The following is a 26,038-nucleotide window of genomic DNA, read 5'->3' as shown; positions in this document are numbered from 1 at the left end:
CAACTAATAAAAAACCGCTAAGATCTTCCAAAAATAAATGGAAGGAATGATCAAAAGATCATTCTTCTTTTTTCTTTTCCTTTAACAGCTCTTCCAGATCTTCGATCTTTTTGTGAAGGGATTCCATCTCTTCCTTAGTAGCAAGGTCGGCCTTTCCAAAGACTTCCTGAACCTTTGAAGATATCTTATCTTCAAGGTCTTCCTGCTGTTGTCTTCGCTTTTCGATCAGGTCCTCGACGAACTTTTTACCTTCCTCCTTGTTGAATTCACCATTCTCAACAAGTTCTTTTACCATCTCATCGATCTTCTCTTCGGTAATCGCGTACAGGCCCAGACCAAATAGTCCTAACTTCTTCATAGTATCTATCATCAAAATTTAACCTCCCGTAATAGAAGTTAACTTTTTTAGGATATATAGTTTGTGAAAATAGTATTATAGTTAACTACCAATGCATTTTAACTGATAAGATCTAAAAACCATGCTCAATCGATGGTTCAATAGTGAGGCTATTCGTTTTAAATCAACGGTTCGTAACTATAAAAAGAATAGAGATTATCAAATTAGCTCATAAATCCTCCCATTCTAATTTGATGACATTTTCCTCACACATAATTTGCAAATGAGTTAGTTTCTTTAACTCCATTTTGCAAATTTGTGGTTGCAAGTAACTGATACGCTATAAAATTCATAATCGAATAGAGTTTCTTACTGCTATTTTTCATTCATCTGATATCAAATTTAACTGTCCGTTTCATGTTCTTGTGTACTCGTTCACATTCACTCCTGTGTGAATAATCTTCATCGAATCCATCATCTGGTAGTGTCCCCCATTTGAAATCTTACAAGTGGCCCCCATCCCATTTAATAAATCGATATTAGAGAGGAAGCAGTGATCAAAGAATAAGACCTCACCCTTTCGCTCTAACTGCTTCTCCTTTGTTTCTGTTGTTTTCGAGCATGCTAGACGTGTTGCTATCAGGACACTAAGGAGTCGTAAACGAAGTCCTGTTACTGGCAGAATCTATTTTTGTTGTTATTCACAAACTATATATGTTGTAAGTATGTGAATACTAACAAGAATCATATCTACTATATGATTTATGGGGAAATAGGAACATTCATGGAAAATAAATGAGAAGTACAATGCTTCCACTACAGTTTGATTATTTTAGAGGGATTGTTATTGGCACACTTGCATATGCTATCTCAAAAAAAGAAAGTAAATGGTAAATCGATAATGGGGGAGTATTATGATAAAAACACTGATAGAGTCACTTCAACAGCTTGGCCTGACTTCCTATGAAGCGAAGCTGCTTATTGCACTTACACAGTATGGGAGCGGGACTGCAGCAGACATCCACGCATTCTCAGGCATCCCGCGCTCTGCGGTATATGGTGTGATCACTAAACTAGAGGACAGAGGACTAATCGAGGTCCAGACCACCAAACCAAAGCGTTACAAAATAATAGCCCCAGACAAGGTCATTGACAAGCTAAAAGTGAATTATGAAAAAGCGGTCCAATTTTCCCTGAAACACCTTGAGAGTATATACTCTACAAAAGGTGGAAATGTGGAAGAAGATGCCGCATGGAATATCAGCGGCGTGAAGAAGGTAAATGATAAGATCGCCGAGATGCTAAAGTCGGCCAGTAAAGAAATCATATTTGCCTCATCATACCCCTCACTGAACAGACTAATTGAAATATATCCGATAATGGACAGCATAAAACAAACTGTTCGGGAGAAAATCAATGTGGGAGTAAAAGTAAAGATAACCGGACAAAATGAAAATGACATGTGTGATATTGCAAAAGATTTTCCCGGAGCTGAGATCAGGGTCACGGAGACAGAAAATAGTATCCAGCCTTTGAAAGGTGGAATACTTGCGATTGATAACAAGGAACTGCTTATAATTACCATAAAAGATGAAAGAATTCCATTGAATCTTACTGCTACACAGTACAACGGAAAAGAAGAGGTCCATATCTTCATGCATTTCATGGAGGTGGAATGGAATAGTTCCAGACCAGTTGATGTATGAATGACTTATCATTCTAAAAACACAATTGTTTGCCCAGCACCATAAATTGATTTAAAGTATCTTCACACTTCCCATCGCCCTACTGATCATACGTAAGTTCATTAGCAAAGTAAAGTGTGAACTAAAAATATACTCATCGAGCAGGACCATAGTACCTGTGCAAATTATTCAGTTATTGCATATTATTTGTAGTAGTCCCAATTATACAAAAATCGATCTTTATAAATAAAAACAAGAGACCAAAAGAAGGAATAAAAATGGCTGGCGAGACATTAATCAATGAGCATTCCAAACCGAAAGGAATGGCAGAAGTGAATGATATTTGCACCTTCCAGAAAGAACAGAAAGCATCCTTCCCAACCCTTTCCTGCAACGAACAAAAGGTATCACACATAAAGCACACGCGATCTATCTGTCCTGAATGTATGAAGGAGATAGATGCTGAAGTGTTTGTAGAAGATGGAAAAGTATTCATTGAGAAGTCATGCTATGAACATGGTACTTTCAAGGATATATACTGGTCGGATGCTGAACTTTATGAAAAGTTCGATCAATATCATGAATTAGGTATAGGTACCTCAAACCCGATGACGCAGGACATGGGACCTCTTCTTGGCTGTGGACTGTGCCCAAATCACAAAACAGGTACCATTCTGGCAAATATCGATGTCACAAACAGATGCAATCTTAACTGCCCGGTCTGTTTTGCAAATGCAAAGACGAGTGGATACATCTATGAACCGACCGTCGAACAGATCCGGAACATGCTGCTGTTGCTTAAGAATGAGCGACCTGTTCCATGTTATGCAGTCCAATTCTCAGGCGGTGAGCCTACGGTGCGTAACAACCTGCCCGAAATTATCGCAATGGCACGGGATCTTGGCTTTGTGCAGATCCAGATTGCCACCAACGGGGTACGGCTTGCAAAAAGTATAGAGTTTGCCAGAAAATTGAGGGAGGCAGGACTTCATACCGTATACCTTTCGTTCGATGGTATTGGAGAGGAGCCGTACCAGATAATGCGTGGCTTCGATGCCTTTCCTATGAAACAGAATGCAATAAAGAACTGCCGTCAGGCAGGACTTAACAGTGTCACACTGGTACCAACGCTTGCAAAAGGTGTGAATGACCACCAGGTCGGAGATATTATAAAGTTTGCATCCGAAAGACTCGATGTTGTCAAGGGGATCAATTTTCAGCCAGTTGCATTTACGGGTCGTATAGACCAGGCTGAAAGAGAGAACAAACGTATCACGATCCCGGATCTCATGATACTTGTTGAAGAGCAGACCGATGGGCAGATCTGCAGGGATGATTGGTATCCTATACCCTGCGTTGTGCCAATCTCCAGATTCGTATCTGCCATGCGCAATAAATCGGTTCCTGAATTTACGATGCATCCTCACTGCGGAACAGCTACCTATGCTTACAAAGAAGGCAATCAGTTGATTCCAATAACCCGTTTTGTAGACGTAGAAGGATTGTTCGAGTTTTTTGATGAAGTGACACCGCAGATCAATGACACAAGATCCCGTATAAGAAAAGCCAGCCTGGTAACCAAGACCCTGAGCAGGATTCCGAGTTTCATAGATCAAAAGAATGCTCCCAAATCCATAGATATTACCAAATTAATGATAGATTTCTTTAAGAAAGGCACATCTGAATCCACAAAATCGTTTCATAGGAACAGCCTGTTCCTAGGCGCCATGCATTTCCAGGACCCGTATAACCTCGATATTGAGAGAGTGCAGCGATGCGGAATACACTATGCCACACCTGATGGCCGCATAATTCCGTTCTGCTCGTATAATACAATGCATCGCCAGGATGTTGAGGAAAAGTTCTCAAAACCTTACACAGAAAAATATAAAGGTAATGCATGAGCTGTGCCTGAAATAATCTCAATCTTCTTGAAAAAAGAGTTATGCTTTTAAAGTGAAAAGCTAATTTGATGGTCTCGAATAGCTGACCGGTTCTCACGAACCTTGCCCGATATCAGCTCACTTAACCTGCAAGCTCTTCGATGGTATGCTCAAGATATCTTGCATTACTCATCTCGATGAATTTCTGGCAGACATCCCTTGCATCGCCATCCATGATAATGGAACCGTTCTCGAAAAGAACAGCCCTGTGTGCCACTTCCTTAACGAAGTCCATGTGATGGCTCACAAGCACGATCGTTGTGCCAAAAGTTGCATTGATCCTCTTCAGGGAATTGGTCACATCCCTTAATGTTACGGGATCAAGGTCACCAAATGGCTCATCCAGCATGAGGATCTCAGGGGATGTTGACAGTGCAAGTGCTATGTAAGCCCTGACATGTTCGCCACCGCTTATCTGGTAGGTGGTCTTGTCAAGAATATCCAATGGAAGGTCCAGTGCCTCAAAAATGGGTACTGCATATTTATCCACATCAGTGCTCAACACAGATGGGAACAGCTTTGGATAGATTTCCATTGAAAGACGCATCTGGTTAAGTACCTTTGATCTCTCGTCCTCGCCCATATCCGGAAGCTTGTAAATGATATCCAGCATCTCTTCGGAAATGTCCATTTCCTCTGCTTTCTTTCTTGCATGTTCAAGTGCGCCGTGCATCTTCATGCTTAACCTGAACCCTATCTGCTGACGTATGGTCGAGTGGGGGGAAAGAGAGAATTCCTGATGCATTATACTGATCTTTCTCCACAGTTCCAGACGCTGTTTGGTGAAATTGGACATGTCAACCCATTCACCTTCATGACAGAAGGTCACATCACCCTCTTTCGGAATTGTCAGGCCTTCCATTATCTTCAAAAATGTGGTTTTGCCTGCTCCTGATGAACCGATGAAACTTATGATCTCCCCTTTGTTGATCTCCAGGGATTGGTCTTTGATGTTAAGAACCTCACCCACACGAATCAGAGCCAGCCTCTTTGAGATATTGCTTGCCCTTATACAGGGGACCTTTTCCTTTAGTTCTGTCAGATCCACCCTTGGTTTCAGGTCTTTGAGGAAGTTCTTCAAAACTGCCCTGGGTTTACCATCTTCAACAACCTTACCTTTCTCGATATAGATGACACGGTCTGCAAGGTACGTGTGGACTTCCGGAAGATGGGATACCACGATGATCGGGATATTCAACCGGTCCTTGAGCTGCAGGATGACATCCATAACCTCCTGCTTGGTATCAGGACCTGTCATGGTAACAGGTTCGTCAAGAAGTAAAAGACGTGGCTGGGCTGCAAACTGGCGGGCAACGATCAAGCGCTGTTTTTCACCACCGCTCAGCAGGTTCGATGAATGAAGTGCTTTTTTTTCAAGTCCCACAAGACGCAGATATGCCATGGACTTCTCGTAAAGTTCGTCATAATAAGGTGCATCCGGCTCAGGAAGAGCCTCATAGCCAATATAATGGCTGTTCAGCCTGCGTATAATGTTCTCGATCGCCGGACCGTTCCACAGACCGAAATTACGCTGAAAATGAATAGCAGTGTTCCTGCCAAGAAGTTTTGAACCATCAGTACCGGAATCACTGGTGATCAGCGAACCGTCCAGCTCGATACTACCGCCATTGAAAGGTTCAACACCTCTTAATATTTTGAGAATGGTGGTTTTTCCACTACCACTCTTACCCGTGATGCCGAGGATCTCTCCATCGGCCACTTCAAAACTGACACCATCCAGAACACGTACATTGCCTGAACCTGTCTCGTAATCTTTTACAATATCGGAAACCCTGAGCATAACTAAACCCCCAACAGTATCCATTTATCACTTTTTGATAGCTGACACAAGTTCTTCTATCTTATTCCTGACATCATCGGTCTCTTCGACGATCGTACCTGTCACGATAATGTCAGCACCGGCATCTGCACAGATCTTTGCAGTCCTGCCATCACGGATACCACCGCCGACAATTAACTTATTGTCTCCGAGAACGTGTTTTACCGCACCGATTGTAGCGGGAGTCACCGGCTGGTCTGCACCTGAACCGGCTTCAAGGTAAGTGTAATGCATGCCCATGTATTTTCCCGCAAGGGAATAGGCCACTGCAAGCTCCGGTTTGTTGCGAGGGATAAGTTTTGCATCGCCCACCCAGCCAACAGTACCTCCGGGCTCAGTTATGATGTAGGCCATGGAAATAGGTTCGATCCCGTACTTGTAAACAAGTGGTGCCCCCATTGCCTGATTCGTTGTGACGTAGTTGATGTCACGGGAATTCAAGAGGCTCATAAAAAGGACGGCATCTGCATAAATGCTTAAGCCGCCAGCATTTCCCGGGAAAAGAATAGTAGGAACATCTATCTGCTCCTTTATCTTTAACAAGGTCTGATCTAATGCCAAACCTCCGGCTCCAGTGGAACCACCGATCAATATAGCATCTGTACCCCCATCTACTGCAGCTTTTGCAATATCTGCAGCAACTTCGGGAGCCTGTGATGCCGGATCGAGAAGGGTTAAGTGAACTGTACCTTCGCGTTCTGCGATCTCGTTGAGGTACTCTTCCACTTTCATATGTAGATCAGCTATTCCTAGCTTCCTTGGATTTTACACGCAGGTTACTGTAACCGCATTTTCTGCACCTTGTTGCTCTGATAGCATTTCGTGCACTGCATTTCATACAGATCTTTTTATTAAGGATCCTTTCCTCTGCTTCTGGAAATCTTGCCATGTTCTCACCTGATTGATTAATAGTATAATAATATGTTATTTGAAACTGATAGTCATCAGCAATACAGGCTGGCTACATGCATTTCAAAACATATAACTGTTTTGGGATAAAGACAAACACGTTTACAAAAAAGTGAGAAGCAGACTGAAGCAAAAATAAAGCCAGAGCTTACCGAAAATAAATGAGAAATAATGATAGAACAAATATTAGAATAGTAATTTAATGACAGTGATCAGGGATCGATTTGTCGACTTTATTGGACGACATCTCATTGGGCGACCCTTACCCCGATATCCTCCCCATCTCAGGTCGACCTAAAGGATTTACAAATGCCATACAAACCTTGAAAGGTCATGGGTTTTTATACCCAATGGCGTTCTACCTTCTGACTCACTGCCACACCGTACCATTTATGACACGGTAATAGAGAATATGTTTTAAAACTATTAGTGGATTTTGATATACAACCTGATAACAAAAAAGAAGTTAGAAATTCAAAAAGAAAAATAAGAAAGAGAATCAAAAACGGAAAAGGACAAGATCGATGATCTTAGTCCTTAAGAGCAGCAATAAGCAGCTCACGGGCCTGACGTGCATCTGCACGGCCCTTTGTCTTCTTCATGACCTGACCTACAAGGAAATTGAGGGATTTCTCAGTTCCTCCAAGGTAGTCCTGAACAGCTTCCTCGTTCTCCGCAATAGTCTCGGAGACTGCCTGTGTCACAATATCCCCTTCGACCTTCAGGAGACCTTTCTCCTTTACGACATCCATGGGACTTCCACCGACATCAAGGATCGTCCTGATAACATCGACCGCACTCTTTTCGGTGATCTTCTCCCCCACCACAAGACCGATGATCTCAATGATGTCCTCGGTTGTGAAAGAAGTGATGGCCAGATCCCTGTAATTCAACTCACCCCTGAGCACATCCGCAACCCAGGTTCCTGCTGCACGCGGATCGGTCTTTGAAGCAACTATCTCAAAGAAGTCCGCCACGCGAATATCAGAGGTAAGTGCCTTTGCATGCATCCCCGTGATCCCGTACTGTGAGATAAAACGCTCACGTTTCGTATCGGGCAGTTCCGGCAATGATTCCTGAATAGCCGGTCCCCAGTCGGACACTCTCATTGGCACAAGGTCAGGCTCAGGGAAATAGCGATAGTCATGCTCCTCTTCTTTTGTACGCATGGAAATGGTAACGCCCCTTGCCTCATCAAAGTGACGGGTTTCCAGGACCACCTTGCCACCTCTTCTTAAGAGGTTCTTCTGGCGCATGATCTCAAAGAGAATAGCACGTTCTGCCCCTTTGTGTGAGGAGATGTTCTTGACCTCTACCCTCTGCCCTCCCATGATAGACACATTGGAATCAACCCTCATGGAACCTTCAAGGCTGCCATCGAACACATCAAGATATTCAAGGATGTTTCGCAACTTGTCAAGGAACCTGCGGGCCTCTTTCGGGCTTCTCATATCAGGTTCGGAAACGATCTCGACAAGGGACATTCCAGAACGGTTGTAATCAATAAGTGTTCCTTTGGACTTCTCAATGGTTCCCATGTGCATCAGACGACCAGGGTCCTCTTCCATGTGCGCACGTGTGATCCTTACCACATGCTCCCCATCCTCACCTTCAATAACGACCTTTCCACCACTGACAATAGGGAAATCATACTGGGTGGTCTGGAAACCTTTTGGAAGATCAGGATAGTAATAGTTCTTCCTGTGGAACTGTGTTTGCTCCACAATTTCACAATTGAGCGCCAGGCCGATCTTCATAGCAGCTTCTACTGACTTCCTGTTGATCACAGGCAATGCGCCCGGAAGGCCCAGACAGACCGGACATACGTGAGTATTAGGTTCTGCATCGTGGTATTTTGTAGAACAACCGCAGAACATCTTGGTGTTGAGCTTGTTCAGCTGGACGTGAACCTCCAGTCCGATCATAACACCATCAGGATTATCGTATACCATTTAGATCACCTCTGCAGGACGTGCTTTATTATGATCGGTATTTTGCTCGAATGCATATGCTGAACGAATAATGGTCGCTTCATCGAACTGCTTTCCTATGATCTGTAATCCCACAGGCATGCCATCGGAAAGTCCGCATGGAACTGATATGCATGGAACTCCTGCAAGGTTCATTGGGACAGTGTTCACATCGGTCAGGTACAGGGATAATGGGTCCTCGATCTTCTCACCGATCCTGAATGCAGGCATTGGCATTGTCGGGCCCATCAGGACATCCACATTGGATAATGCTTTCTCAAAATCCTGCTTGACAAGGGTGCGCACTTTCAGTGCCTTGAGATAATACTTGTCCTGGTATCCGGCAGATAGAGCATATGTTCCAAGCAGCACCCTGCGCTGCACTTCTTTCCCGAAATATTCGGCACGTGTCCTTGATGCCATTACATGCCAGTTCTCACCGTCGTTCCTTGGACCGTAGCGTGTACCATCGAACCTCGCAAGGTTGGATGATGCCTCGCTCATGGCAATGGTATAGTAAGCTGCAAGAGCGTATTTCGTGTTAGGCATGGAGACCTTCTCCCATGTTGCACCCATTTCCTCGTACTTGCTGATTGCATCCCAGACAGCCTTCTCAACTCCGCCTTCCACACCTTCACCGAAGTACTCTTCCGGCACTCCGACCTTCAGTCCCTTGACATCATCAACAAGTGCATCGCGATAGCCGATCTCCATGTTAATGGAAGTACTGTCACGCGGATCGTATCCGCCTATTACATCCATGACAGTAGCAATGTCCCCGACACATGTTGCCATTGGACCGATCTGCTCAAGGGAGTTCGCATAGGAAATAAGACCGTAACGTGAGACAGCACCGTATGTTGGCTTGAGTCCAACAACACCGCAGAATGCGGCAGGACAGCGAACTGAACCGCCTGTGTCAGAACCAAGTGAAATTGGAGCCTCGCCTGCTGCGACAACAGCAGCACTGCCACCGGATGAACCTCCCGGCACCCTCTCAAGGTCCCATGGGTTCATTGTAACACCATAACAGCTTGATTCGGTAGATGTACCCATTGCGAACTCGTCCATATTGGTCTTACCGAGTATGACAGCACCTTCTGCTTTCAACCGCTCGATAACATGTGCATCATAAGGTGGCACATAGCCTTCCAGTATCTTTGAGCTGCATGTCGTTGCAAGCCCCTTTGTAGAAATGTTATCCTTGATAGCAATAGGTACACCGGCAAGCAGTCCTTCGCCCTTATCGGCTTCCTTTGCCATCTCAAGTGCACCGTCATAGGTACACGTGTAACCATTGATCCTGCTCTTTCCGATCGTTTCAAGATATGCAGCTGTAACCTCTTCTGCAGAACTCTCGGAGATCTTCTTCTTCACATCAGATATGCTCAACCATTCAACCATCTTTCCACCTCAAATGATCCTCGGTGCCTTGATGTAACCATCTTTCTCGGCTGCAGTGTTCGCAAGCACATCCTTCTGGTCAAGTGATGGTGTGACAACATCTTCCCTGAAGATGTTCATGACATCTGCCACATGATATGTAGGCTCGACACCTTCAGTGTCCACCTCATCCAGTTGACCGAAATAATCCAATACAGAACTTAACTTCACAGCGTAGTCCTCGGCATCCGCATCATCGATCTCGATGCGGGCAAGCCATCCTACGTGTTCTACCTCGTCTTTAGTGATCATTATAGGTTCCTCAGATAATTGGGATAATAACATAGTGTATTCTAATATGACTGATAGAAATCAAGTACTTAATATTAATATGTTGGGTTGTGCGAGTGAACAATAATAGTAACGTGTAAAAGGACCAGTTCATCACGGATTCTCAGCTGTCGAAAGAATATCGATAAAAGCAGGTCGAAAAAGGAAGATCATTCACCGAACTTTCAAAGCTCACAGAACTTCGCGGAGGAAATCTTCTCCTCCACCTGGAGAAATTGCAGAACAAGGGAATGATCAGGCAGCGTGGAGAACGAGGTGAATACCAGATCAGTGTATAGGGTTATGAGGCACTCAATTCATAGCTGAACTTGTGGGAAATTAGGTGTGAACTATAGCAAGATATGATGTAATTGACCATATACTAGCGAGAGAACTTTTGAGTCAGGGCAGATATCACAGGAAGAGGAAGAAAACTGAACAGAATTGAATGATAAGATCGTATTTTCAGCAAATGTCCTATTAATAACCAGATAACACACTATTTTTCAGCTACTTTTTTTTAAGATGGCCCGGACATTATATCCTGTAAAAATCGATCCCATGAAATGCAATTCAGACTTGTATTAATTGAATAGGGAGATAAATATACATTACGAGTGTCCGCATTTCTTTTTTATTGCCAGTCATATATAAATACCATTATAACCAATTTATAATTGGGAATAAAAGAAGGTGGTACAAATGAGACGAAGTTCAAACTTCAGGTTGGAGCTCTCAAGTTCACTATGGGGAACGATCTCACTGTCTTTTGTCGAGATTGATGAGGATCCCGAAAAGCCCCCCTAACGAATTCTTTCTTCTGAAATGGTCAGCCTGATGAGCAGGTTTGGCCTAAGTTTCACTATTTTCCGTGTCCATCCTCAGAGATGACAACGTCATACTAACTCAAATTGCCAAAGCTGACGCTATTCAATAATTAATATCTAACAAAATTAAAGATCTAACAAAAAACAACAAATATATCCATTCAGGAGAGTTCCCGAATGGATGGTTTCACAGGATGAATTTTAAAAAATAATGGAGGTTCAGGAGTCATCCTGATTGTTCATATCTATTTTTAACAGTTTACTGCTGTCGATCCTGCCATCTGCACTAATGCTGATGGAAAATGCAATTGCAGAGGAATCCTCCGCATTTGGCTGCACATAGAGCAAAGTTGTATCTTCCATTTTCATCCCTCATTTATTCCAAAGTTTATCTTTTAAGCTTCCTATCCTGAAATATCAGTTAGGTCGGTTATACCCATGTCCGGAATATATCCGATAAAGACGCCTTCGTTTGATAGTTCCATCATCATTCACTATCGAAGAGAAAACGACAGCAGGGTCATTTGCCTTCTGTGGCTTGTATAAAACCACGTTGCTCAAAAGATATTCATACTTATATGCATCTACCATATTCCCAGGTGTATCTGCCATATTCTTAGTCCCCAAATATTTACACATTATATTCTTTAAGTCAGATCGATGCATGCCAGCAAATGGAAATCATTAGTTGAGAAAACCCAGCCGGATCCCACCTGCAACCCCCATACATTGACCTTGCTACTAGGTTGTTACTTTGAGTATAAATAGTATTGCATAGGGATAAGTTATGTAATCTTAGAAGCTAACTTTCGTTGTTCAGACATTGAAAGCTTCAACGTTCACAAAGAGATCAATGCAATCGCTGCCAAAGCAAGCACGACTCCTATCCACTGCATTGAAGACAGATGTTCTTTCAGGATTATCCATGCAAGCAACACAGTGCTTCCGGGATACAGAGATGCGATCACGGTTGCAATGTCAAGTCTCCCGACCTGGGAAGCCAGTGCAAAGAAAAGGTTCCCACCAGTGTCGAACAATCCTGCAAATATTATAAGTGGAAGAACACTTTTTGAAGGCACAGTTGCTGACTTTCTCAGCAAGGCAAATCCCAGGATCACCACGACTGCAGAGAGCTTTGCGAACGTAAGAGGCCAGAATACTGCTGATTCACTGAAAAGATCGACCGATATGAAAAAAATGCCGAATCCAACCCCCGCCAGTAACGGATAAACGATATCCTTCCTTTTGATCTCACCTTTTTCACCGGTACTGCTGATCAACCACATGGCGGCAATAGCTATCACAAAACCTGCTATCTGGTGCCCTGCAGGCAAGCCTTCATTGAAAGCACCGTAAACCACAGGCAGAGCAACGGCCACCACAGCAGAGATCGGTGCCACAACCCCCATCTTGCCCATGGAAAGCGCATGATAGAGCGCCAGAAGACCAGAACTTCCGGCAACACCTGCAACAAATCCCCAGAACATGCCATTCATTGGCGGGAATTCTTCTGAGAAATACAATGCAAGAAATGGCAAAAGAACAAGACCAACTACCTGTGTTATTATGACAACAGAATAGACACTGGCACGCTTTGTCGCAAATCCGCCACCAAAATCTGCGGCACCCCAGGTTGCAGCTGCTGCAAGACTGAAGAAGATGACAAGGATCTCAGGAGATATCATATGGTTTGCTCCGAAACAAAAAATAGGATCATTTTCGGGTAAATTTGTTCATTTCTATAAATAGGTTCTCACAAGGATGGAAACATCGGTTCATGAAAACTTGTTTTGGTACCGGGTATCCAACAAGAAACCGGGGCTATATATACGAGTATCTTTAATGTACTTAATATCCTAACGATACCAAATTTACAATAACTACAACAAAAAGGAGAGATCAAAAAGATGTATTGCTATCAATGTGAAGAAACAGTAAGTGGACAGGCATGTACCAAAGCAGGAGCATGTGGAAAGAAACCGGAAGTTGCAGACCTTCAGGACCAGCTCACCTACATCCTCAAAGGTATCGCATACTACAACGCAAAGGCACGTGAGAACGGTATCACCGACGAGAAAGTCGATCAGTTCATCATGAACGGGCTTTTCTCAACCATCACTAACACGAACTTCAGCGCAAAGGACTTCCAGAAATACATCAGGGAAGGACTTGAAATAAGAGATGGTGTCAAGCGCAATCTTGTTACAAGGAACATCGACCTTGGAGAAACAAAAGGGCTTTCATTCGGTAACAAGGTCAAAGCCACACTCAGCATGTCTGATCCGGAAACCAGATTTGACATCCCCGGTGCTGCGATCGTCACACCCGAAGCTCTCAAGACCACAAACACAGGTATCCTTGCAACCCAGAACGAAGACATCAGGTCACTCAGGGAATTACTTACCTATGGCCTTAAAGGTCTTGCAGCCTATGCGCACCATGCAAACGTTCTTGGATACAGCGATGACAAGATATTTGCATTCACAGAAAGAGCACTTACTGCAACCCTTGACGACACCCTTTCCGTAGACGATCTTGTCGGACTGGTCCTCGAATGTGGAGAATACGGTGTAAAGGTCATGGCATTGCTGGATGAAGCTAACACATCCACCTACGGCAACCCTGAACCAACTGAGGTTTACCTTGGGGTCAGGGACAATCCGGGCATCCTCATCAGCGGACATGATCTTAAGGACATGGAACAACTGCTCAAGCAGACCTAGGGAACAGGTGTTGATGTCTACACTCATGGAGAGATGCTGCCTGCGAACTACTATCCGGCATTCAAGAAATATGATCACTTCGTCGGAAACTATGGTGGTGCATGGTGGGCACAGAAGAGCGAGTTCGAAAAGTTCAACGGTCCCATACTGATGACGACAAACTGTATCGTCCCTCCAAAGGACAGTTACATTGACAGGATCTATACCACAAGCATTGTCGGTTTTGATGATGTAAAGCACATCGATGCAGACGAGAACGGTGCAAAGGACTTCTCTGCCCTGATCGAGCAGGCAAAGAAATGCAGCTCTCCGGAACAACTGGAAGATGGCACCCTGATTGGAGGATTTGCCCACAGTGCAGTCCTCTCCGTTGCAGACAAGATCGTGGAAGCCGTAAAGGGTGGAAAGATCACACGCTTCGTGGTCATGGCTGGTTGTGACGGAAGGCACAAAGAAAGGGACTACTACACCAAATTTGCAGAAGCTCTTCCTGAAAGTGCTGTCATCCTGACAGCAGGTTGTGCAAAATACCGCTACAACAAGCTTGATCTTGGGGACATCGATGGAATTCCAAGAGTACTCGACGCAGGACAGTGTAATGACTCATACTCCCTTGTGGTCATCGCACAGAAGCTTGCTGAAGCTTTCGGACTTGATGACATCAATGAACTGCCGATCTCATACAATATCGCATGGTATGAACAAAAAGCAGTTCTTGTATTGCTTGCACTGCTGTACCTTGGTGTCAAGAACATAACACTTGGTCCGACACTGCCGGCATTTGTCTCTCCGAATGTCCTCAACGTCCTTGTTGAGAACTTCAACATCGCACCCAACACAACCGTCGACGAGGATCTGGAAAGGCTGCTCTGAGCCTTCCCCCCTTCTTTTTATCCCCTTCCTTCATTATTTTCATCCATTTGTAGCCATTTTTTTCTTTTTATACCCGACTAATTGTTTACCATCAGAACGACCACTAAAAATTCTTTTATACCATAATAAAACAACATATTATGGTGAGAGATATTCAGAACAAACCTAAAGGCGATCAGAACAAGGTCTGGAAAATATTACTTGCACTTGCAGCAATAATTCTCCTGACAATTGCCACTGCAATGATAATAGTTGACCAGAGATACCACATAGGGATACTGTACCTCATCACATCGATATTGTTCTTCAGCTCTGCATATTTGATCACAACCGGCAGGGTCAACATGATGAAGGGATCATCAAATTGGCAGGTAGCTCTCACATTGGGTTTTATCATACTTACAATAGGATTGGCACTGAATGGCCTTTTTTGGGGACTGGGTTTCGTCCTATTCCTGGCAGCCATATTTTCAATACACAAAAATAGTAATTAATTTATTTACCATGAAAGTGGCAAAATATACCGGAAGAAGCATATATAATAGGCAAATGCCAATTTGTCAGCTATAGAACAATTAATGTCCAGAAAAAGATGGAGATACCGATGAGACCAGAAACAAAAGCCGAGCTTATAGCCGTAGGTAGCCTTGATATAGAGCCATCCCTGCTGGGGAAGGTCACAGTCCCGACCGCAGGACCGGGAGCAGGCAAAACAGCATTTTTCTTCCACTCAGGCAACCAAAGGGTCAGGCTTGCCCTGAACAAGGACTCCCCTCTCAAAGCAGTTGCCGATGGAGATGACATTGTCATAATGAGAGATGGTAAAGAGATCGCAAGGGGAGAGATCGAAGAAGAGCTTATCCATTGCCCCGACCAGGCCTACATAAACATGACAGAGAGATGTATCTTCGACTGCAAGTTCTGTCCTGTCCCAAAGCTCAATGGCAAGGTCAAGACCATTGAAGAGGTCGTGGATCTAATAGGCGAAGCGAACGCCACCGGCAAGATGAAGGCCATATCTATCACCTCAGGTGTTGATGAATCAGTGGAGAAAGAACTTGAAAGAGCCCTCGAGGTCGTCCATGCTGTGAAGAAATACGGCATTCCCATTGGTGTTGCAGTTTATCCCACCCCTGATTCTAACATACTTCTAAAAAAAGCAGGCGTTGACGAGATCAAGTACAACGTTGAAACAATGGACAGGGAACTCTATAAAAAAGTCTGTCCCGGACAGGACATGGAAGAGATATTGCAGGCGCTTAAGGGAGCTGTAGAGGTTTTTGGCAAGAACAAGGTATGTGCCAATTTCATCATCGGTCTGGGCGAGACAGATGAAACTGTGGAAAAAGGAATCCGTGAGCTGATCTCCATAGGAGTAGTACCTATACTCCGACCTGCAAGCATGCACCCTTTGCGTGAAGGGGAAGTTTTCATTGAAAGACCTTCAAAAGAAAGGCTGCTTAAGCTTACAAGGCTACTTCGCAAGATCCTGGACGAGAACGGACTCCGTGCAGATGTATTCAAGACCATGTGCCTGCCATGTACCGGATGCGACATGAACCCTCATACGGATCTTTGTGAGGATGAAGACTGAAAGAACAGAATTTGTGGGAAACAAATGTCTGAAATAGGAAATGAACCTGCATTCGAAACCTCCATTGAAATGACCGATGAGGACTTTGAATTTGCAACTCCGCCAATGTCAAAGGAGTTTATCACTCATATTTTTGAGAATTACGACCTGAGGCATATTGTTCTTTTTGGGGAAGACATGTTCTATGTGTCACAGCAGGATATGGAACCATTCCACCCGCTGTATGTTAACAGCCCATATCCGGACGATATTGAGCTTATATTCGATTTCATGACCATCGAAAGGATACATAAGATCGAATACATCGAGGGCGTTCTAAAGCGAAGCCCCATAGAAAAACATCCGGATATTTGACCATGGATAACAATAAAATAGGATATCATAGAATACAAAGTGGCGAAGAAATATGATTGAAAAACTTTACAAATCCCCAATTGCCTACATTATGCTGGGAGGCATATTGGTCAGTGCATTCCTTTTCAACAGCATGTTGAAGTTTGCTGATGAAGGAAATGCGGTCATGGTCATCCTGATCGGAATTTCCATTGGTATCGTCGCACTTTTCATCACAAGGGCTATAGCCTACCAGAAACATGGCGGCCTTTTCCCAAAATAATACTTTACAGATCAGGATCAGGCTGAACGCACAGCCTTATCGATCTCATTTTTCCATCCCTTTGCGTCGGCCACTTCAAATATATGCTTTTTTACATCCTCGCGAACCTCTGAAATAATGAGCTTCTGCCTGCTAAACATCCCTGAACCCGCTACTTCCGATCCAACAATATCCTTCAACTTAAGCTCCAGGGCCTCTTCCCCCCGGGGTGTAATGGTAGCAAGCCTGCGGTTTGTCAGGATAACGAAATTATTTTTTGCCTGCTCCAGCCGGAGAAGAGACTCCCCCCTCATGTAATCGGTCTTTAATTGCTCGAGTACATTCAACACATGCCCCATGTCCTTTGGCTGGATCCGGATCACTTCGAACTTCTTTTTGCCCAGTACAAGAAGGATCTCCTTTCTTACATGTGAAAACCCAACAAGGTCCCTGACCTCTATGCGACGTGATATCTCCGGCTTTTTTGAGAACAGACCGCCTGAGTTCTGTTCAAAATAGATATTCCTGTTCGTAATAACCAATGAAAGTCGCGTGTTCCCAACGATTGCAGGCTCCCTTAGATGAACAGATTCGCCTGTCTTGAGGACAGCACCGCCTGATGTGGTAGTTTTCTTTTCAATTCCATCTGAAACGTTCTTAGCTGCATCACTGCAGTAATGATTGAGCATCGAAACCAGCAGCTGTCCCTCAATAAGCTTTACATTATGCTCTGTGGCTTCCCTGTATGCATCTTCGGTGAACGTGGAAGTCGTAACGATAATAACCCCATCAACTTTTTCCCTGTAACGCAGGCTGCTGTATTCCCTGACCTCTTTTACCCCCACGGGATTAAGGTAACGTTTTACCTGGACAAGCCAGCGATGTGAAAGGCCAAAATGCTCAAGCTGTATCTCCACATCCACTCCGCCATCCTTTGATCGTGCAGTTACATCTGCCTTATATCCCATTCTCCTGAAAAGAAAAGCTACAAGGTTCTCAAGATCGTAAGGGTCTGTTTCAAGAAGCTGATCCAAAGACCAAATAGTAATACCACTCATTTATCGACCGTATATGTAAGACCACATTTTCGGGCAGGAATATGTGATAGTTGTGACGTCATTTACTTTTTTTTCTGTACTTACCATCCACGTACCACAAGTTACACATTTCTGGTCAAAGAGTGACCGGTCCATCTGTTTTTTCTCACCCTTGTATTTCATGAACACACCATATCCGATCTTTGTATGAAGCTGTTAAAAAGGTATGCCGTACGCAACCACATGGTTGTGTGTGTTTTATGACTAACCATATAAAACTTTAAATCATTTCACAACATTAATCTGCAAACGCATAAAAGTACATGGTAGATTATAATACCATATCAAATATTAATGTTATTATAAAATTTAGAACCGTTCTCACAAGCAGATCAGGTGAGCACAATGGATGATATAGAAAAGATCAGACAACAACGATTGGAACAGATCAAAAATAACCTTGAGTCGAGGTCATTCCCGGACAGCCCCATACATGCTACGGATGCGAACTTTGATGAACTTATATCAAAATATCCGGTAATCGTTATCGATTGCTGGGCAGAATGGTGTGGACCATGCCGAAAATTGGTACCTGTAATTGATACCCTTGCAAAAGAGATGCAGGGCAAGATAGCTTTCGGCAAGCTGAACACTGATGAGAACCAGGCGACTGCAAGAAAGTTCAATATCACAGCCATCCCCACACTTCTGGTATTCAAGGATGGAAAGCCGGCCGGACAGACAGTGGGTGCGCTCCAGAAAGAACAGCTTGTTGAAAGATTGAACAAATTTATCTGATAATTACCGGAAGATGATATAATGTCACTTAAACCAAGATTCGCAGCAAATCCCGAGGTCAGGCTCCTTGACCTTAAATCAAGTTCAAAGCCTTTCTTTATTGTAGCCTCTGTGGAGGTAGGAAACACCACCACTAAATGTATTCTGACAGCCACCAATATGGATGAAGGAAAGACATACCACGTTACAAAGACAGTCAAAATGACAAGGGATGTCAGGCCACCAAAAGCCGATGAAACCATTTTCGGTAAGACCCTGAACGGAGTGGAACTCAGCCGCGAATCAGTCTCCGAACTTGTCAAGGATACACTTATGGAAGCTGTGAAAGATGCTCACCTTGACATCGAAACAGACATCAGCTTCGTTGTGCGCTCAACAGGGGTTGTTGCCGGATTCGACTCACCCGAGGAAGTTGGGGAATTCATCAAAGCCCTTGCAGATGGCTGTTTGAGCGCAGGTGTACCACCAAAGCACATGACACCACCTATGAGCGTGGAAAACCTTCCGGAAAAGTTCCAGAAACACAGTAAACTGGACAAAGTATTCTTCGATGGGGCTGTTGCCAGTGTGCTACCGCCTACCGGTGCCACCGGTGTTGAGATCGTTGCCAATGAGATGGAAGGAGAGCTCGCTACCGCAGGTATCAAGGAAGGTGCAAAATGGGTGGATGTGGATTTCCGTAACCCATGCATGTCCATGGACTTTGGAACAACCCTTGATGGCAGGATAATCAGTCCTGACAAACCTTATGCAAAGACCATCGGTAACTTCTGCGGATATGCAGGAGCGATACCCGATGCCCTGATAAAAGGTACGGAAACAGTAGACAGTCGGCTTGGCACTGCCCTGGATGTCTTTAATGATATCCATACAGACAGGCTTACAATGCTGCTTAAGGGCAAAAACATCAAGGAATACGCAAAGAAAGTACTCGATTACGTTATCATAGAAAAAGTACCGGAAAGCCGGGATAGATACGGTAGCGTACCGGTAAACCCTAAAGCTGCAAAAGAGATCGGAGTTGTGCTTATAGGATGCGATGTTGGAGATAATGGATCCGACATGGACAAACTATCAATGTTAGGCGGTGAGATCTACAGCAAATACGGCCTCAAAGTACTTTTTGCAGTGATAGATGAAGTTATGGCACAGGTTATCTACCGGCTGGTCAAGGTCGCAAAGGAAGAAGGACTTGTGTATCCTGAGACGGCCATTGGAATTACCGGACGTGCCGGCATCAGTGGTGAGAAGGCCAAACTTGCACTGAAGTATCTGGATGAGCTCGGGCTTCACGACAAGATCGAAGAGAACGTTGTCTTCGTAGACGACGGTCTTGCAAGAGGCGCTGCGGTCATGGCAAGATGCATGAACTCCCTGGGCACCACATTCAACCCGCTTGGAGGCCACCGCGGCGGAAAATGTATCCTTGGACAGCGTATCAAACTTCAGAACAAATGATCTGAAAGGCAGGTATTCTATCCTGCCACTCTTTATTTTCTGTTTCGGTTTCTGTTTCTGTTTTTTGCCCTTCACTCTTTAGCAGAAGCCTGCTGCCGTTTTATGGCCGCCTCTATCTCCTGCTTGTGCATCTCCGAAGACTCATGTATGCCACCCATATTTCCCCTGACCGCGCGGCAGGGATATTGGGAAACTATCAGACCGGCCTTTGGACCGGCTTCTTCTACCGGAGTGCCTACAAGAGCCTCTGCCATGTGCCAGGTACTGCCACACGGTGCCCCTCGTATCACATTCACTTTTGCGACCTTCCCGTCCTTTACTTCAACATCAAGTACCGGATTTCCAAAGAAGCAGGTGAAGTCATCAGTAGCAGGATCAGATGCTACATTGCAGCAGATCTCATCGACCTCTATGAAGATGCCGTACTCTTTTGATATATCTTCCAGTTCTTTAACAGGTGCCTTTGAAGCACCTCCGGGCACTATCAGAGCACGCACACCGGCCTTTCCTGCCATGCGCGCTATCTGGGGAGTGATATCAGGATGCAGGGAATAAGTGATTATGATGTCAGCATCGAACACTTTCGTATCAAAGTCCAGCCCGGAAAAGAACTCCTCGGGCTCATCTATGAAATCCGGAAGATAAGCGGGAAGCTCTGCCACTATGACTTCCATATCTGTCTTTGAACGCACGGTCTCGACAAGCCGTGACCCATATTTTCCGCGCAGTATAACTCCTATTTTTGTCATTTTCAATACCTACTTGTGATATTATTGGAACAGCGGTATATTAATATTGTTTACTGTTCAACCTTAGTATTACTGCTAAAATATTAAGGTGATATAAATGGAAGATATCGACCAGTCAATGGTATATTTCAGATGTAATGTGTGTGATTTTGTATTCCAGGCAGATCCTAACTTCTTTCCCATAAAATGCCCTCAATGCGGAAGTGAGGATACTTCCAGAACATAAGATCAAAGAACAGAAGATCGAAGAACATAAAGTTAAGAAGATAGCAGTACATTGACACTCATGAAAGGAAAGCTCATAACACTGGAAGGTATCGATGGATCCGGTAAATCCACCATCACCCGTTTTTTGAACTCGCATCCTGCCTTTTCCAGTGCAGTGTTCACAAGGGAGCCTACTACAAGCTGGATAGGTGACGCGGTCTATAAAGCCATTGAATCCAACACAGACCACCTTGCAGAGCTGATGCTCTTCACCGCAGACCATGCAAACCATATTGCAACCCTGATACGCCCGGCACTTGAAGACGGAAAGGTCGTTATCTCGGACAGGTATTCGGATAGCAGGTATGCATATCAGGGCATTACACTCAAGGAAAGGTTCGATGAGCCTATGCAATGGGTGCAGCAGATCCATAAAGGCTGGACAGTGGTCCCTGACCTTACGATCCTTTTTGACATCGACCCGGAAATTGCGGTTCGTCGCTGTGGTAAAAGAGGGGAACAGACAAAGTTCGAGAAGATCGAATTATTAAACGGAGTAAGGGAGAACTACCTCAGGCTTGCAGAGAAAGAACCTGAAAGGTTCGTCATAATAGATACCGACAGGGACCTTAAAGAAATAGAGAACGATGTGTTGCAGGCAATCACATCGATCATGGAAAGTTAAAGACCGTTCGCGTCTGCGAACTTTATGAGGGTCTCGCCAAGTTCACGTGCGTATTTCGGATTTATGTTAAAGCGGCTCCTTTTCTGACCGCTTCTTTCCTTTGCGACCTCAACATATTCACTGTCATACTTCTCGCTTTTTGCAAGGGTCATGGTAAGATACCAGCCGCCTGCCATCTTGATCTCCATGTACTCTTCGCCTTCAGAAACATTCGTATTATCTTCTGCCATATTATCACCAGATATGTAATTTTCAGTTTTTGTCTGTTTATTGTAAGTTTAGTTATAAAATTGTGATTTTTATTGTAACATTGTAACAGGGATAGAGCCATTGTGCAAGGCTGTAGCCACCAATACGCCTTTGATACCTATATCTTCAAGCTGATCGATGTCTTCTAAGCCCCTTACGCCTCCACCAAGAAGTACGTCGTGTTCACAAACATCTGCTATCTGACTTAAGAATTGTGCATCGAAACCCGCCGAGGTTCCCACCATATCCATGTCAAGGAATATGACATCATTGATATCAAGGCCGTTGAGCACCTCAACGATCTCAAGTGGATCGCGGGGCATTGAAGGGTCTGAAGAAAGGATCACACCATCCTTTTTATCGATACTGACATTTACCCTGGAAGGGTATTGTGAAGCTACCTTCGAGATGGTGTCAAGTGAAGCGGTCTCAGTGCCCATTACAAGATGGTCTGCAAGGTCCATTACGGACATAATGTCCTCAAAAGAGGAAATTCCCGCATCCAGCATGACATTTGTTTGGTCTGAAACACCCCTGATAACATCGAAGTTGATATCCGGCACTCCCTGACCCTGAAGACGGTTAAGGTCTGCAATATACACTTCTGCGGGCCTGAGACTGCGAACTATCTCCACAGGGTCCGATGTCGTGCATATCAAGCTGGACTCATGTACCGGTCGGTACATGCGGCGGTCCCCACCCTGTGCATGGACAGCATTATGGTTATATACATCAAATACAAACACGATTCGAAACATATTTAATCGATACTTTAGTTCATCCTATAAAAAAGAGGCCAATACATGAAATTACTGGTAAGTCCTATTAACACTGAAGAAGCGATATCTGCACTCAACGGAGGAGCAGATGTGATTGATGTCAAAAATCCAAAAGAAGGCTCACTGGGTGCTAATTTCCCATGGGTCATCAAGGATGTGAAAGATGCCGTCGAGGGTAAAAAACCTATCAGTGCCGCACTCGGTGACTTTAATTACAAGCCAGGCACCGCAGCACTTGCCGCATACGGGGCTGCAGCTGCAGGTGCAGACTATGTGAAGGTCGGGCTCTACGATGTAAAGAACGAAGATCAGGCGCTTGAAATGATGACCGGCATTGCCGAATCTTTAAAGGGAATGGACATTAAGGTCGTTGCCTGCGGATATTCTGACTATGAGCGTATCGACTCCATCGATCCGAAGTTACTCCCCGCTATTGGAGAGAAAGCAGGTGTGGACCTTGTTATGGTCGACACTGGTATCAAGGACGGTCGCTCCACCTTCGAGTTCATGAGCGAAGATGACCTCATTGAGTTCGTTAACGATGCACACGCACGCGGACTTGAAACCGCAATTGCAGGAACCATCAAATTCGATGACATCCCAGCATTAAAGCGCATTCAGCCTACCATCATTGGTGTACGCGGCATTGTTTGTGGCGGAGACCGCAGCACTACCATCAAACAGGAACTTGTTGAGAAATTAAAGAGTGAGATCTGATAGGTCTCACACCATTTTACTTTTGCAGAAAACCCTTCTGCATCATCTTTTATTTATACTATTACTGTAAAATTTACTCCATAGTGGATCTTGCAGTTATTGCCTCTGGCACTGCATTTCTTTTGATCCTTTGATATAGGTTCCCGATATGGCCGAAGATCTCATTGTTCGTGTTGCAGAAGCAAACCACCGTGATGCAGGCAGAGGCATCGCCAGGCTTGCCAATGCCCTTATGCAAAGAATTGGCGCAGTAAGCGGGGACATCATCGAGATCAGGAGTAAAAAGAAGACCTATGCAAGGGTCCTGCCGGCAAACCTTGATGATGACGGGAAAAAGATCATCCGCATCGACGGCAACCTGAGAAACAATGCAAGGGTTGGCATAGACGATCAGGTAACGGTCAGGAGAATTGTTGAAAAGGAAGCTGAACGAATAACTCTTGCACCCACCCGGGCCTTCCCCCAGGAAAGGCTTTCACGCTCAATACACCGTAATCTGGAAGGTCGACCTCTGGAAAGAGGACAGCGTATCAGGATAGAGACAGTTAACAATCCTCTCACCTTTATTGTCAAATCTACAGTGCCCCAGGGCCCCGTTGTTGTGGCGCGTACCACCCACATCGTAATGGACAAGCCAACTGCTGAAACCGATATCAGCGAGGGAATTTCTTATGAGGATATCGGCGGCTTGAAACGGGAGTTGGGTCTGATGCGCGAGATGATAGAGCTTCCCCTGCGCCACCCGGAACTTTTTGACAAGCTCGGTGTCGATCCTCCAAAAGGAGTACTGCTCTACGGACCTCCCGGAACAGGCAAGACCATGATAGCAAAAGCGGTTGCCAGTGAGAGTGAGGCTAACTTCATTCCGATCAGCGGGCCCGAGATCATATCCAAATACTACGGGGAGAGTGAGCAGAAGCTCCGCGAGATATTCGAAGGCGCCGAAAAAGAAGGACCATCCATCATCTTCATCGACGAGATCGATTCCATCGCACCAAAACGTGACGACGTTGTCGGAGAAGTGGAACGAAGAGTTGTTGCCCAGCTGCTCTCACTTATGGACGGATTGAAAAGCAGAGGAAAAGTGATAGTCATAGCGGCTACAAACCGCCCGAACTCCATCGATCAGGCCTTGCGTCGCGGCGGGCGTTTCGACCGTGAGATCGAGATCGGAATACCGGACAGGAGTGGTCGACTGCAGATACTCTACGTCCATACCCGTGGGATGCCGATAGAGAAAAGCATGCGTCTTGATATGATCGCTGATATGACCCACGGTTTCGTAGGCGCGGACCTGTCCTCACTATGTAAAGAAGCAGCAATGCATGCACTTCGCAGGATGCTCCCTATGATCAGCATAGAGGAGGAGATCCCACCCGAGATAATGGAACAGCTGGAGGTTACTGAAGCTGATTTTGTCGAAGCTCATCGGAACATCGAACCATCTGCGCTGCGGGAAGTGTTCGTAGAGGTCCCGCATGTTATGTGGGATGATATCGGTGGATTGGAACAGGCAAAGCAGGAACTCATCGAGGCCGTGGAATGGCCTCTGAAATACCCGGACATGTTCGAAAGCCTGAACACTACCCCGCCAAGAGGCATACTGCTTTTCGGACCTCCCGGAACAGGAAAGACACTCCTTGCAAAGGCTGTTGCAAACGAAAGTGAAGCTAATTTCATCAGTATCAAGGGACCCGAACTTCTCAGCAAGTACGTGGGAGAATCCGAGAAGGCGGTCCGGGAAACGTTCAGAAAAGCAAAGCAGGCATCTCCAACAGTCATTTTCTTTGATGAGCTTGATTCCATGGTCCCAAAGCGAGGAATGGGGCTTGAGTCACAGGCAACTGAACGTGTTGTCAGCCAGATCCTTACCGAGATCGATGGCATAGAGGAGATGAAGGACATTGTGGTTGTGGCTGCTACCAACCGTCCGGATATTATCGATCCTGCACTTTTAAGACCCGGACGTTTTGACAGGCTTATCTATGTAAAAGCACCTGAAAGGGAGGAACGTATCAGGATATTCAACATCCATCTTGCCGGCAAACCCCTCTCAGATGAAATCAGCTCTTCCGAACTTGCCGATATGTCAGAAGGTTATGTTGGTGCCGATATCGAAGCAGTTTGCAGGGAAGCTGCAATGATGGCATTAAGAGAGAACATCAAACCGAAAATGACAAAGGAAGAAGCTTATGAAGCAGCCGGAAGGATAGTGCTTCAGATACCACATTTCAAGAAGGCAATTTCACGCGTCAGACCCTCTACATCAAATAGTGAGATGGAGATGTATGTCGAAACTGCCTGCATGTTTTCAAGATCATCAGGATCTGAAGAAAATAGAGACTGAGGG

General features: G+C 44.9%; 26 protein-coding genes and 2 pseudogenes. 13 read left to right on the top strand and 15 right to left on the bottom strand.

What is annotated here, in order from left to right:
• Positions 1 to 58 precede the first annotated feature (58 nt).
• Complete coding sequence (locus E7X56_RS10055) at positions 59 to 370, bottom strand: phasin family protein (protein WP_135606622.1); 312 nt, start codon at positions 368 to 370, stop codon at positions 59 to 61.
• Positions 371 to 603: 233 nt separating this feature from the next.
• Positions 604 to 822 (bottom strand): annotated as a pseudogene (locus E7X56_RS10050) (ISNCY family transposase); the annotation flags it as partial.
• A gap of 429 nt (positions 823 to 1,251) precedes the next feature.
• Between E7X56_RS10050 and E7X56_RS10045 the strand changes: the two are divergent.
• Both E7X56_RS10045 and tes read left to right on the top strand, forming a co-directional pair.
• Positions 1,252 to 2,043, top strand: coding sequence for a TrmB family transcriptional regulator (locus tag E7X56_RS10045; protein WP_244603486.1), 792 nt, complete (start codon positions 1,252 to 1,254; stop codon positions 2,041 to 2,043).
• A 257-nt stretch (positions 2,044 to 2,300) separates the two neighbouring features.
• Entirely contained in the window at positions 2,301 to 3,926 is a 1,626-nt protein-coding gene (gene tes, locus E7X56_RS10040) for a tetraether lipid synthase Tes (protein ID WP_305791896.1), read from the top strand.
• A gap of 121 nt (positions 3,927 to 4,047) precedes the next feature.
• Here the strand turns inward: tes and E7X56_RS10035 are convergent, their stop codons facing one another.
• The 9 genes from E7X56_RS10035 to E7X56_RS10000 form a co-directional block, all read right to left on the bottom strand.
• A complete protein-coding gene (locus E7X56_RS10035; protein ID WP_135606621.1) occupies positions 4,048 to 5,766 on the bottom strand; it encodes an ABC transporter ATP-binding protein in 1,719 nt (572 codons plus the stop codon).
• A 27-nt stretch (positions 5,767 to 5,793) separates the two neighbouring features.
• On the bottom strand, positions 5,794 to 6,537 hold the full coding sequence (locus E7X56_RS10030; RefSeq protein ID WP_135606620.1) for a geranylgeranylglyceryl/heptaprenylglyceryl phosphate synthase: 744 nt from the start codon (positions 6,535 to 6,537) through the stop codon (positions 5,794 to 5,796).
• Positions 6,538 to 6,544: 7 nt separating this feature from the next.
• Positions 6,545 to 6,694 (bottom strand): 50S ribosomal protein L40e, encoded by a 150-nt coding sequence (locus E7X56_RS10025; RefSeq protein ID WP_048195887.1) that lies wholly within the window; start codon positions 6,692 to 6,694, stop codon positions 6,545 to 6,547.
• Between the two features lie 550 nt (positions 6,695 to 7,244).
• The gene (gene gatB, locus E7X56_RS10020; RefSeq protein WP_135606619.1) at positions 7,245 to 8,666 is read right to left on the bottom strand and encodes an Asp-tRNA(Asn)/Glu-tRNA(Gln) amidotransferase subunit GatB; all 1,422 of its coding nucleotides are present in this window, start codon (positions 8,664 to 8,666) and stop codon (positions 7,245 to 7,247) included.
• A complete protein-coding gene (gene gatA, locus E7X56_RS10015; protein ID WP_135606618.1) occupies positions 8,667 to 10,088 on the bottom strand; it encodes an Asp-tRNA(Asn)/Glu-tRNA(Gln) amidotransferase subunit GatA in 1,422 nt (473 codons plus the stop codon).
• A gap of 9 nt (positions 10,089 to 10,097) precedes the next feature.
• Positions 10,098 to 10,379: an Asp-tRNA(Asn)/Glu-tRNA(Gln) amidotransferase subunit GatC gene (gene gatC / locus E7X56_RS10010; protein WP_091690226.1), complete on the bottom strand. Its 282-nt coding sequence runs from the start codon at positions 10,377 to 10,379 to the stop codon at positions 10,098 to 10,100.
• 1,064 nt (positions 10,380 to 11,443) lie between these two features.
• Positions 11,444 to 11,587, bottom strand: a complete 144-nt coding sequence (locus tag E7X56_RS11825; protein ID WP_167879513.1) for a hypothetical protein — start codon at positions 11,585 to 11,587, stop codon at positions 11,444 to 11,446.
• Between the two features lie 54 nt (positions 11,588 to 11,641).
• Positions 11,642 to 11,836, bottom strand: a complete 195-nt coding sequence (locus E7X56_RS10005; protein WP_135606617.1) for a hypothetical protein — start codon at positions 11,834 to 11,836, stop codon at positions 11,642 to 11,644.
• 227 nt (positions 11,837 to 12,063) lie between these two features.
• Positions 12,064 to 12,909 (bottom strand): DMT family transporter, encoded by an 846-nt coding sequence (locus E7X56_RS10000; protein WP_135606616.1) that lies wholly within the window; start codon positions 12,907 to 12,909, stop codon positions 12,064 to 12,066.
• A gap of 222 nt (positions 12,910 to 13,131) precedes the next feature.
• On the opposite strand from E7X56_RS10000, the pseudogene hcp reads away from it, so the two are divergent.
• The 5 genes and pseudogenes from hcp to E7X56_RS09975 all read left to right on the top strand — a co-directional run bounded on the left by hcp (position 13,132) and on the right by E7X56_RS09975 (position 17,030).
• Positions 13,132 to 14,820 (top strand): annotated as a pseudogene (hcp, locus tag E7X56_RS09995) (hydroxylamine reductase).
• A gap of 140 nt (positions 14,821 to 14,960) precedes the next feature.
• On the top strand, positions 14,961 to 15,314 hold the full coding sequence (locus E7X56_RS09990; RefSeq protein ID WP_135606615.1) for a hypothetical protein: 354 nt from the start codon (positions 14,961 to 14,963) through the stop codon (positions 15,312 to 15,314).
• Between the two features lie 110 nt (positions 15,315 to 15,424).
• Positions 15,425 to 16,414: a radical SAM protein gene (locus E7X56_RS09985; protein ID WP_210409268.1), complete on the top strand. Its 990-nt coding sequence runs from the start codon at positions 15,425 to 15,427 to the stop codon at positions 16,412 to 16,414.
• 24 nt (positions 16,415 to 16,438) lie between these two features.
• Entirely contained in the window at positions 16,439 to 16,768 is a 330-nt protein-coding gene (locus E7X56_RS09980) for a hypothetical protein (RefSeq protein ID WP_135606613.1), read from the top strand.
• A gap of 52 nt (positions 16,769 to 16,820) precedes the next feature.
• Positions 16,821 to 17,030: a hypothetical protein gene (locus E7X56_RS09975; RefSeq protein WP_135606612.1), complete on the top strand. Its 210-nt coding sequence runs from the start codon at positions 16,821 to 16,823 to the stop codon at positions 17,028 to 17,030.
• A 17-nt stretch (positions 17,031 to 17,047) separates the two neighbouring features.
• Here the strand turns inward: E7X56_RS09975 and E7X56_RS09970 are convergent, their stop codons facing one another.
• Entirely contained in the window at positions 17,048 to 18,043 is a 996-nt protein-coding gene (locus E7X56_RS09970; protein ID WP_167879512.1) for a restriction endonuclease, read from the bottom strand.
• A gap of 408 nt (positions 18,044 to 18,451) precedes the next feature.
• Here E7X56_RS09970 and trxA point away from each other — a divergent pair, with 408 nt between their 5' ends.
• Complete coding sequence (gene trxA / locus E7X56_RS09965; protein ID WP_135606610.1) at positions 18,452 to 18,844, top strand: thioredoxin; 393 nt, start codon at positions 18,452 to 18,454, stop codon at positions 18,842 to 18,844.
• A 21-nt stretch (positions 18,845 to 18,865) separates the two neighbouring features.
• The gene (locus E7X56_RS09960; RefSeq protein ID WP_135606609.1) at positions 18,866 to 20,302 is read left to right on the top strand and encodes a methanogenesis marker 14 protein; all 1,437 of its coding nucleotides are present in this window, start codon (positions 18,866 to 18,868) and stop codon (positions 20,300 to 20,302) included.
• 71 nt (positions 20,303 to 20,373) lie between these two features.
• Here the strand turns inward: E7X56_RS09960 and E7X56_RS09955 are convergent, their stop codons facing one another.
• Positions 20,374 to 21,051 carry a DUF166 domain-containing protein gene (locus E7X56_RS09955; protein ID WP_135606608.1) on the bottom strand — a complete coding sequence of 226 codons (678 nt, stop codon included), beginning with the start codon at positions 21,049 to 21,051 and terminating at the stop codon, positions 20,374 to 20,376.
• 97 nt (positions 21,052 to 21,148) lie between these two features.
• Between E7X56_RS09955 and E7X56_RS12235 the strand changes: the two genes are divergently transcribed.
• Positions 21,149 to 21,277 carry a hypothetical protein gene (locus E7X56_RS12235; protein ID WP_256360060.1) on the top strand — a complete coding sequence of 43 codons (129 nt, stop codon included), beginning with the start codon at positions 21,149 to 21,151 and terminating at the stop codon, positions 21,275 to 21,277.
• Positions 21,278 to 21,337: 60 nt separating this feature from the next.
• Positions 21,338 to 21,943: a dTMP kinase gene (tmk, locus tag E7X56_RS09950; RefSeq protein ID WP_135606607.1), complete on the top strand. Its 606-nt coding sequence runs from the start codon at positions 21,338 to 21,340 to the stop codon at positions 21,941 to 21,943.
• Here the strand turns inward: tmk and E7X56_RS09945 are convergent.
• Both E7X56_RS09945 and E7X56_RS09940 read right to left on the bottom strand, forming a co-directional pair.
• Complete coding sequence (locus E7X56_RS09945) at positions 21,940 to 22,173, bottom strand: hypothetical protein (RefSeq protein ID WP_135606606.1); 234 nt, start codon at positions 22,171 to 22,173, stop codon at positions 21,940 to 21,942. The genes tmk and E7X56_RS09945 overlap by 4 nt on opposite strands.
• Before the next feature lie 69 nt (positions 22,174 to 22,242).
• Positions 22,243 to 22,950 carry a HisA/HisF-related TIM barrel protein gene (locus tag E7X56_RS09940; protein ID WP_135606605.1) on the bottom strand — a complete coding sequence of 236 codons (708 nt, stop codon included), beginning with the start codon at positions 22,948 to 22,950 and terminating at the stop codon, positions 22,243 to 22,245.
• A gap of 45 nt (positions 22,951 to 22,995) precedes the next feature.
• On the opposite strand from E7X56_RS09940, the gene E7X56_RS09935 reads away from it, so the two are divergent.
• Positions 22,996 to 23,688 (top strand): (5-formylfuran-3-yl)methyl phosphate synthase, encoded by a 693-nt coding sequence (locus tag E7X56_RS09935; RefSeq protein ID WP_135606604.1) that lies wholly within the window; start codon positions 22,996 to 22,998, stop codon positions 23,686 to 23,688.
• 148 nt (positions 23,689 to 23,836) lie between these two features.
• Positions 23,837 to 26,035 carry a CDC48 family AAA ATPase gene (locus E7X56_RS09930; protein WP_135606603.1) on the top strand — a complete coding sequence of 733 codons (2,199 nt, stop codon included), beginning with the start codon at positions 23,837 to 23,839 and terminating at the stop codon, positions 26,033 to 26,035.
• Positions 26,036 to 26,038: the final 3 nt, after the last annotated feature.

The organism is Methanococcoides sp. NM1 (assembly GCF_900774285.1).
In the GTDB taxonomy this organism is placed as follows: Archaea; Halobacteriota; Methanosarcinia; order Methanosarcinales; family Methanosarcinaceae; genus Methanococcoides; species Methanococcoides vulcani.
The sequence above is the reverse complement of the archived record's forward strand: the minus strand, read 5'-3'. Positions and strand labels throughout refer to the sequence as shown.

Bases quoted from the DNA above. Each gene is read 5' to 3' on its own strand.
- E7X56_RS10055 (WP_135606622.1), bottom strand. From the start codon at position 370: ATGATAGATACTATGAAGAAGTTAGGACTATTTGGTCTGGGCCTGTAC.
- E7X56_RS10045 (WP_244603486.1), top strand. From the start codon at position 1,252: ATGATAAAAACACTGATAGAGTCACTTCAACAGCTTGGCCTGACTTCC.
- tes (WP_305791896.1), top strand. From the start codon at position 2,301: ATGGCTGGCGAGACATTAATCAATGAGCATTCCAAACCGAAAGGAATG.
- E7X56_RS10035 (WP_135606621.1), bottom strand. From the start codon at position 5,766: ATGCTCAGGGTTTCCGATATTGTAAAAGATTACGAGACAGGTTCAGGC.
- E7X56_RS10030 (WP_135606620.1), bottom strand. From the start codon at position 6,537: ATGAAAGTGGAAGAGTACCTCAACGAGATCGCAGAACGCGAAGGTACA.
- E7X56_RS10025 (WP_048195887.1), bottom strand. From the start codon at position 6,694: ATGGCAAGATTTCCAGAAGCAGAGGAAAGGATCCTTAATAAAAAGATC.
- gatB (WP_135606619.1), bottom strand. From the start codon at position 8,666: ATGGTATACGATAATCCTGATGGTGTTATGATCGGACTGGAGGTTCAC.
- gatA (WP_135606618.1), bottom strand. From the start codon at position 10,088: ATGGTTGAATGGTTGAGCATATCTGATGTGAAGAAGAAGATCTCCGAG.
- gatC (WP_091690226.1), bottom strand. From the start codon at position 10,379: ATGATCACTAAAGACGAGGTAGAACACGTAGGATGGCTTGCCCGCATC.
- E7X56_RS11825 (WP_167879513.1), bottom strand. From the start codon at position 11,587: ATGGAAGATACAACTTTGCTCTATGTGCAGCCAAATGCGGAGGATTCC.
- E7X56_RS10005 (WP_135606617.1), bottom strand. From the start codon at position 11,836: ATGGCAGATACACCTGGGAATATGGTAGATGCATATAAGTATGAATAT.
- E7X56_RS10000 (WP_135606616.1), bottom strand. From the start codon at position 12,909: ATGATATCTCCTGAGATCCTTGTCATCTTCTTCAGTCTTGCAGCAGCT.
- E7X56_RS09990 (WP_135606615.1), top strand. From the start codon at position 14,961: ATGGTGAGAGATATTCAGAACAAACCTAAAGGCGATCAGAACAAGGTC.
- E7X56_RS09985 (WP_210409268.1), top strand. From the start codon at position 15,425: ATGAGACCAGAAACAAAAGCCGAGCTTATAGCCGTAGGTAGCCTTGAT.
- E7X56_RS09980 (WP_135606613.1), top strand. From the start codon at position 16,439: ATGTCTGAAATAGGAAATGAACCTGCATTCGAAACCTCCATTGAAATG.
- E7X56_RS09975 (WP_135606612.1), top strand. From the start codon at position 16,821: ATGATTGAAAAACTTTACAAATCCCCAATTGCCTACATTATGCTGGGA.
- trxA (WP_135606610.1), top strand. From the start codon at position 18,452: ATGGATGATATAGAAAAGATCAGACAACAACGATTGGAACAGATCAAA.
- E7X56_RS09960 (WP_135606609.1), top strand. From the start codon at position 18,866: ATGTCACTTAAACCAAGATTCGCAGCAAATCCCGAGGTCAGGCTCCTT.
- E7X56_RS09955 (WP_135606608.1), bottom strand. From the start codon at position 21,051: ATGACAAAAATAGGAGTTATACTGCGCGGAAAATATGGGTCACGGCTT.
- E7X56_RS12235 (WP_256360060.1), top strand. From the start codon at position 21,149: ATGGAAGATATCGACCAGTCAATGGTATATTTCAGATGTAATGTGTGT.
- tmk (WP_135606607.1), top strand. From the start codon at position 21,338: ATGAAAGGAAAGCTCATAACACTGGAAGGTATCGATGGATCCGGTAAA.
- E7X56_RS09945 (WP_135606606.1), bottom strand. From the start codon at position 22,173: ATGGCAGAAGATAATACGAATGTTTCTGAAGGCGAAGAGTACATGGAG.
- E7X56_RS09940 (WP_135606605.1), bottom strand. From the start codon at position 22,950: ATGTTTCGAATCGTGTTTGTATTTGATGTATATAACCATAATGCTGTC.
- E7X56_RS09935 (WP_135606604.1), top strand. From the start codon at position 22,996: ATGAAATTACTGGTAAGTCCTATTAACACTGAAGAAGCGATATCTGCA.
- E7X56_RS09930 (WP_135606603.1), top strand. From the start codon at position 23,837: ATGGCCGAAGATCTCATTGTTCGTGTTGCAGAAGCAAACCACCGTGAT.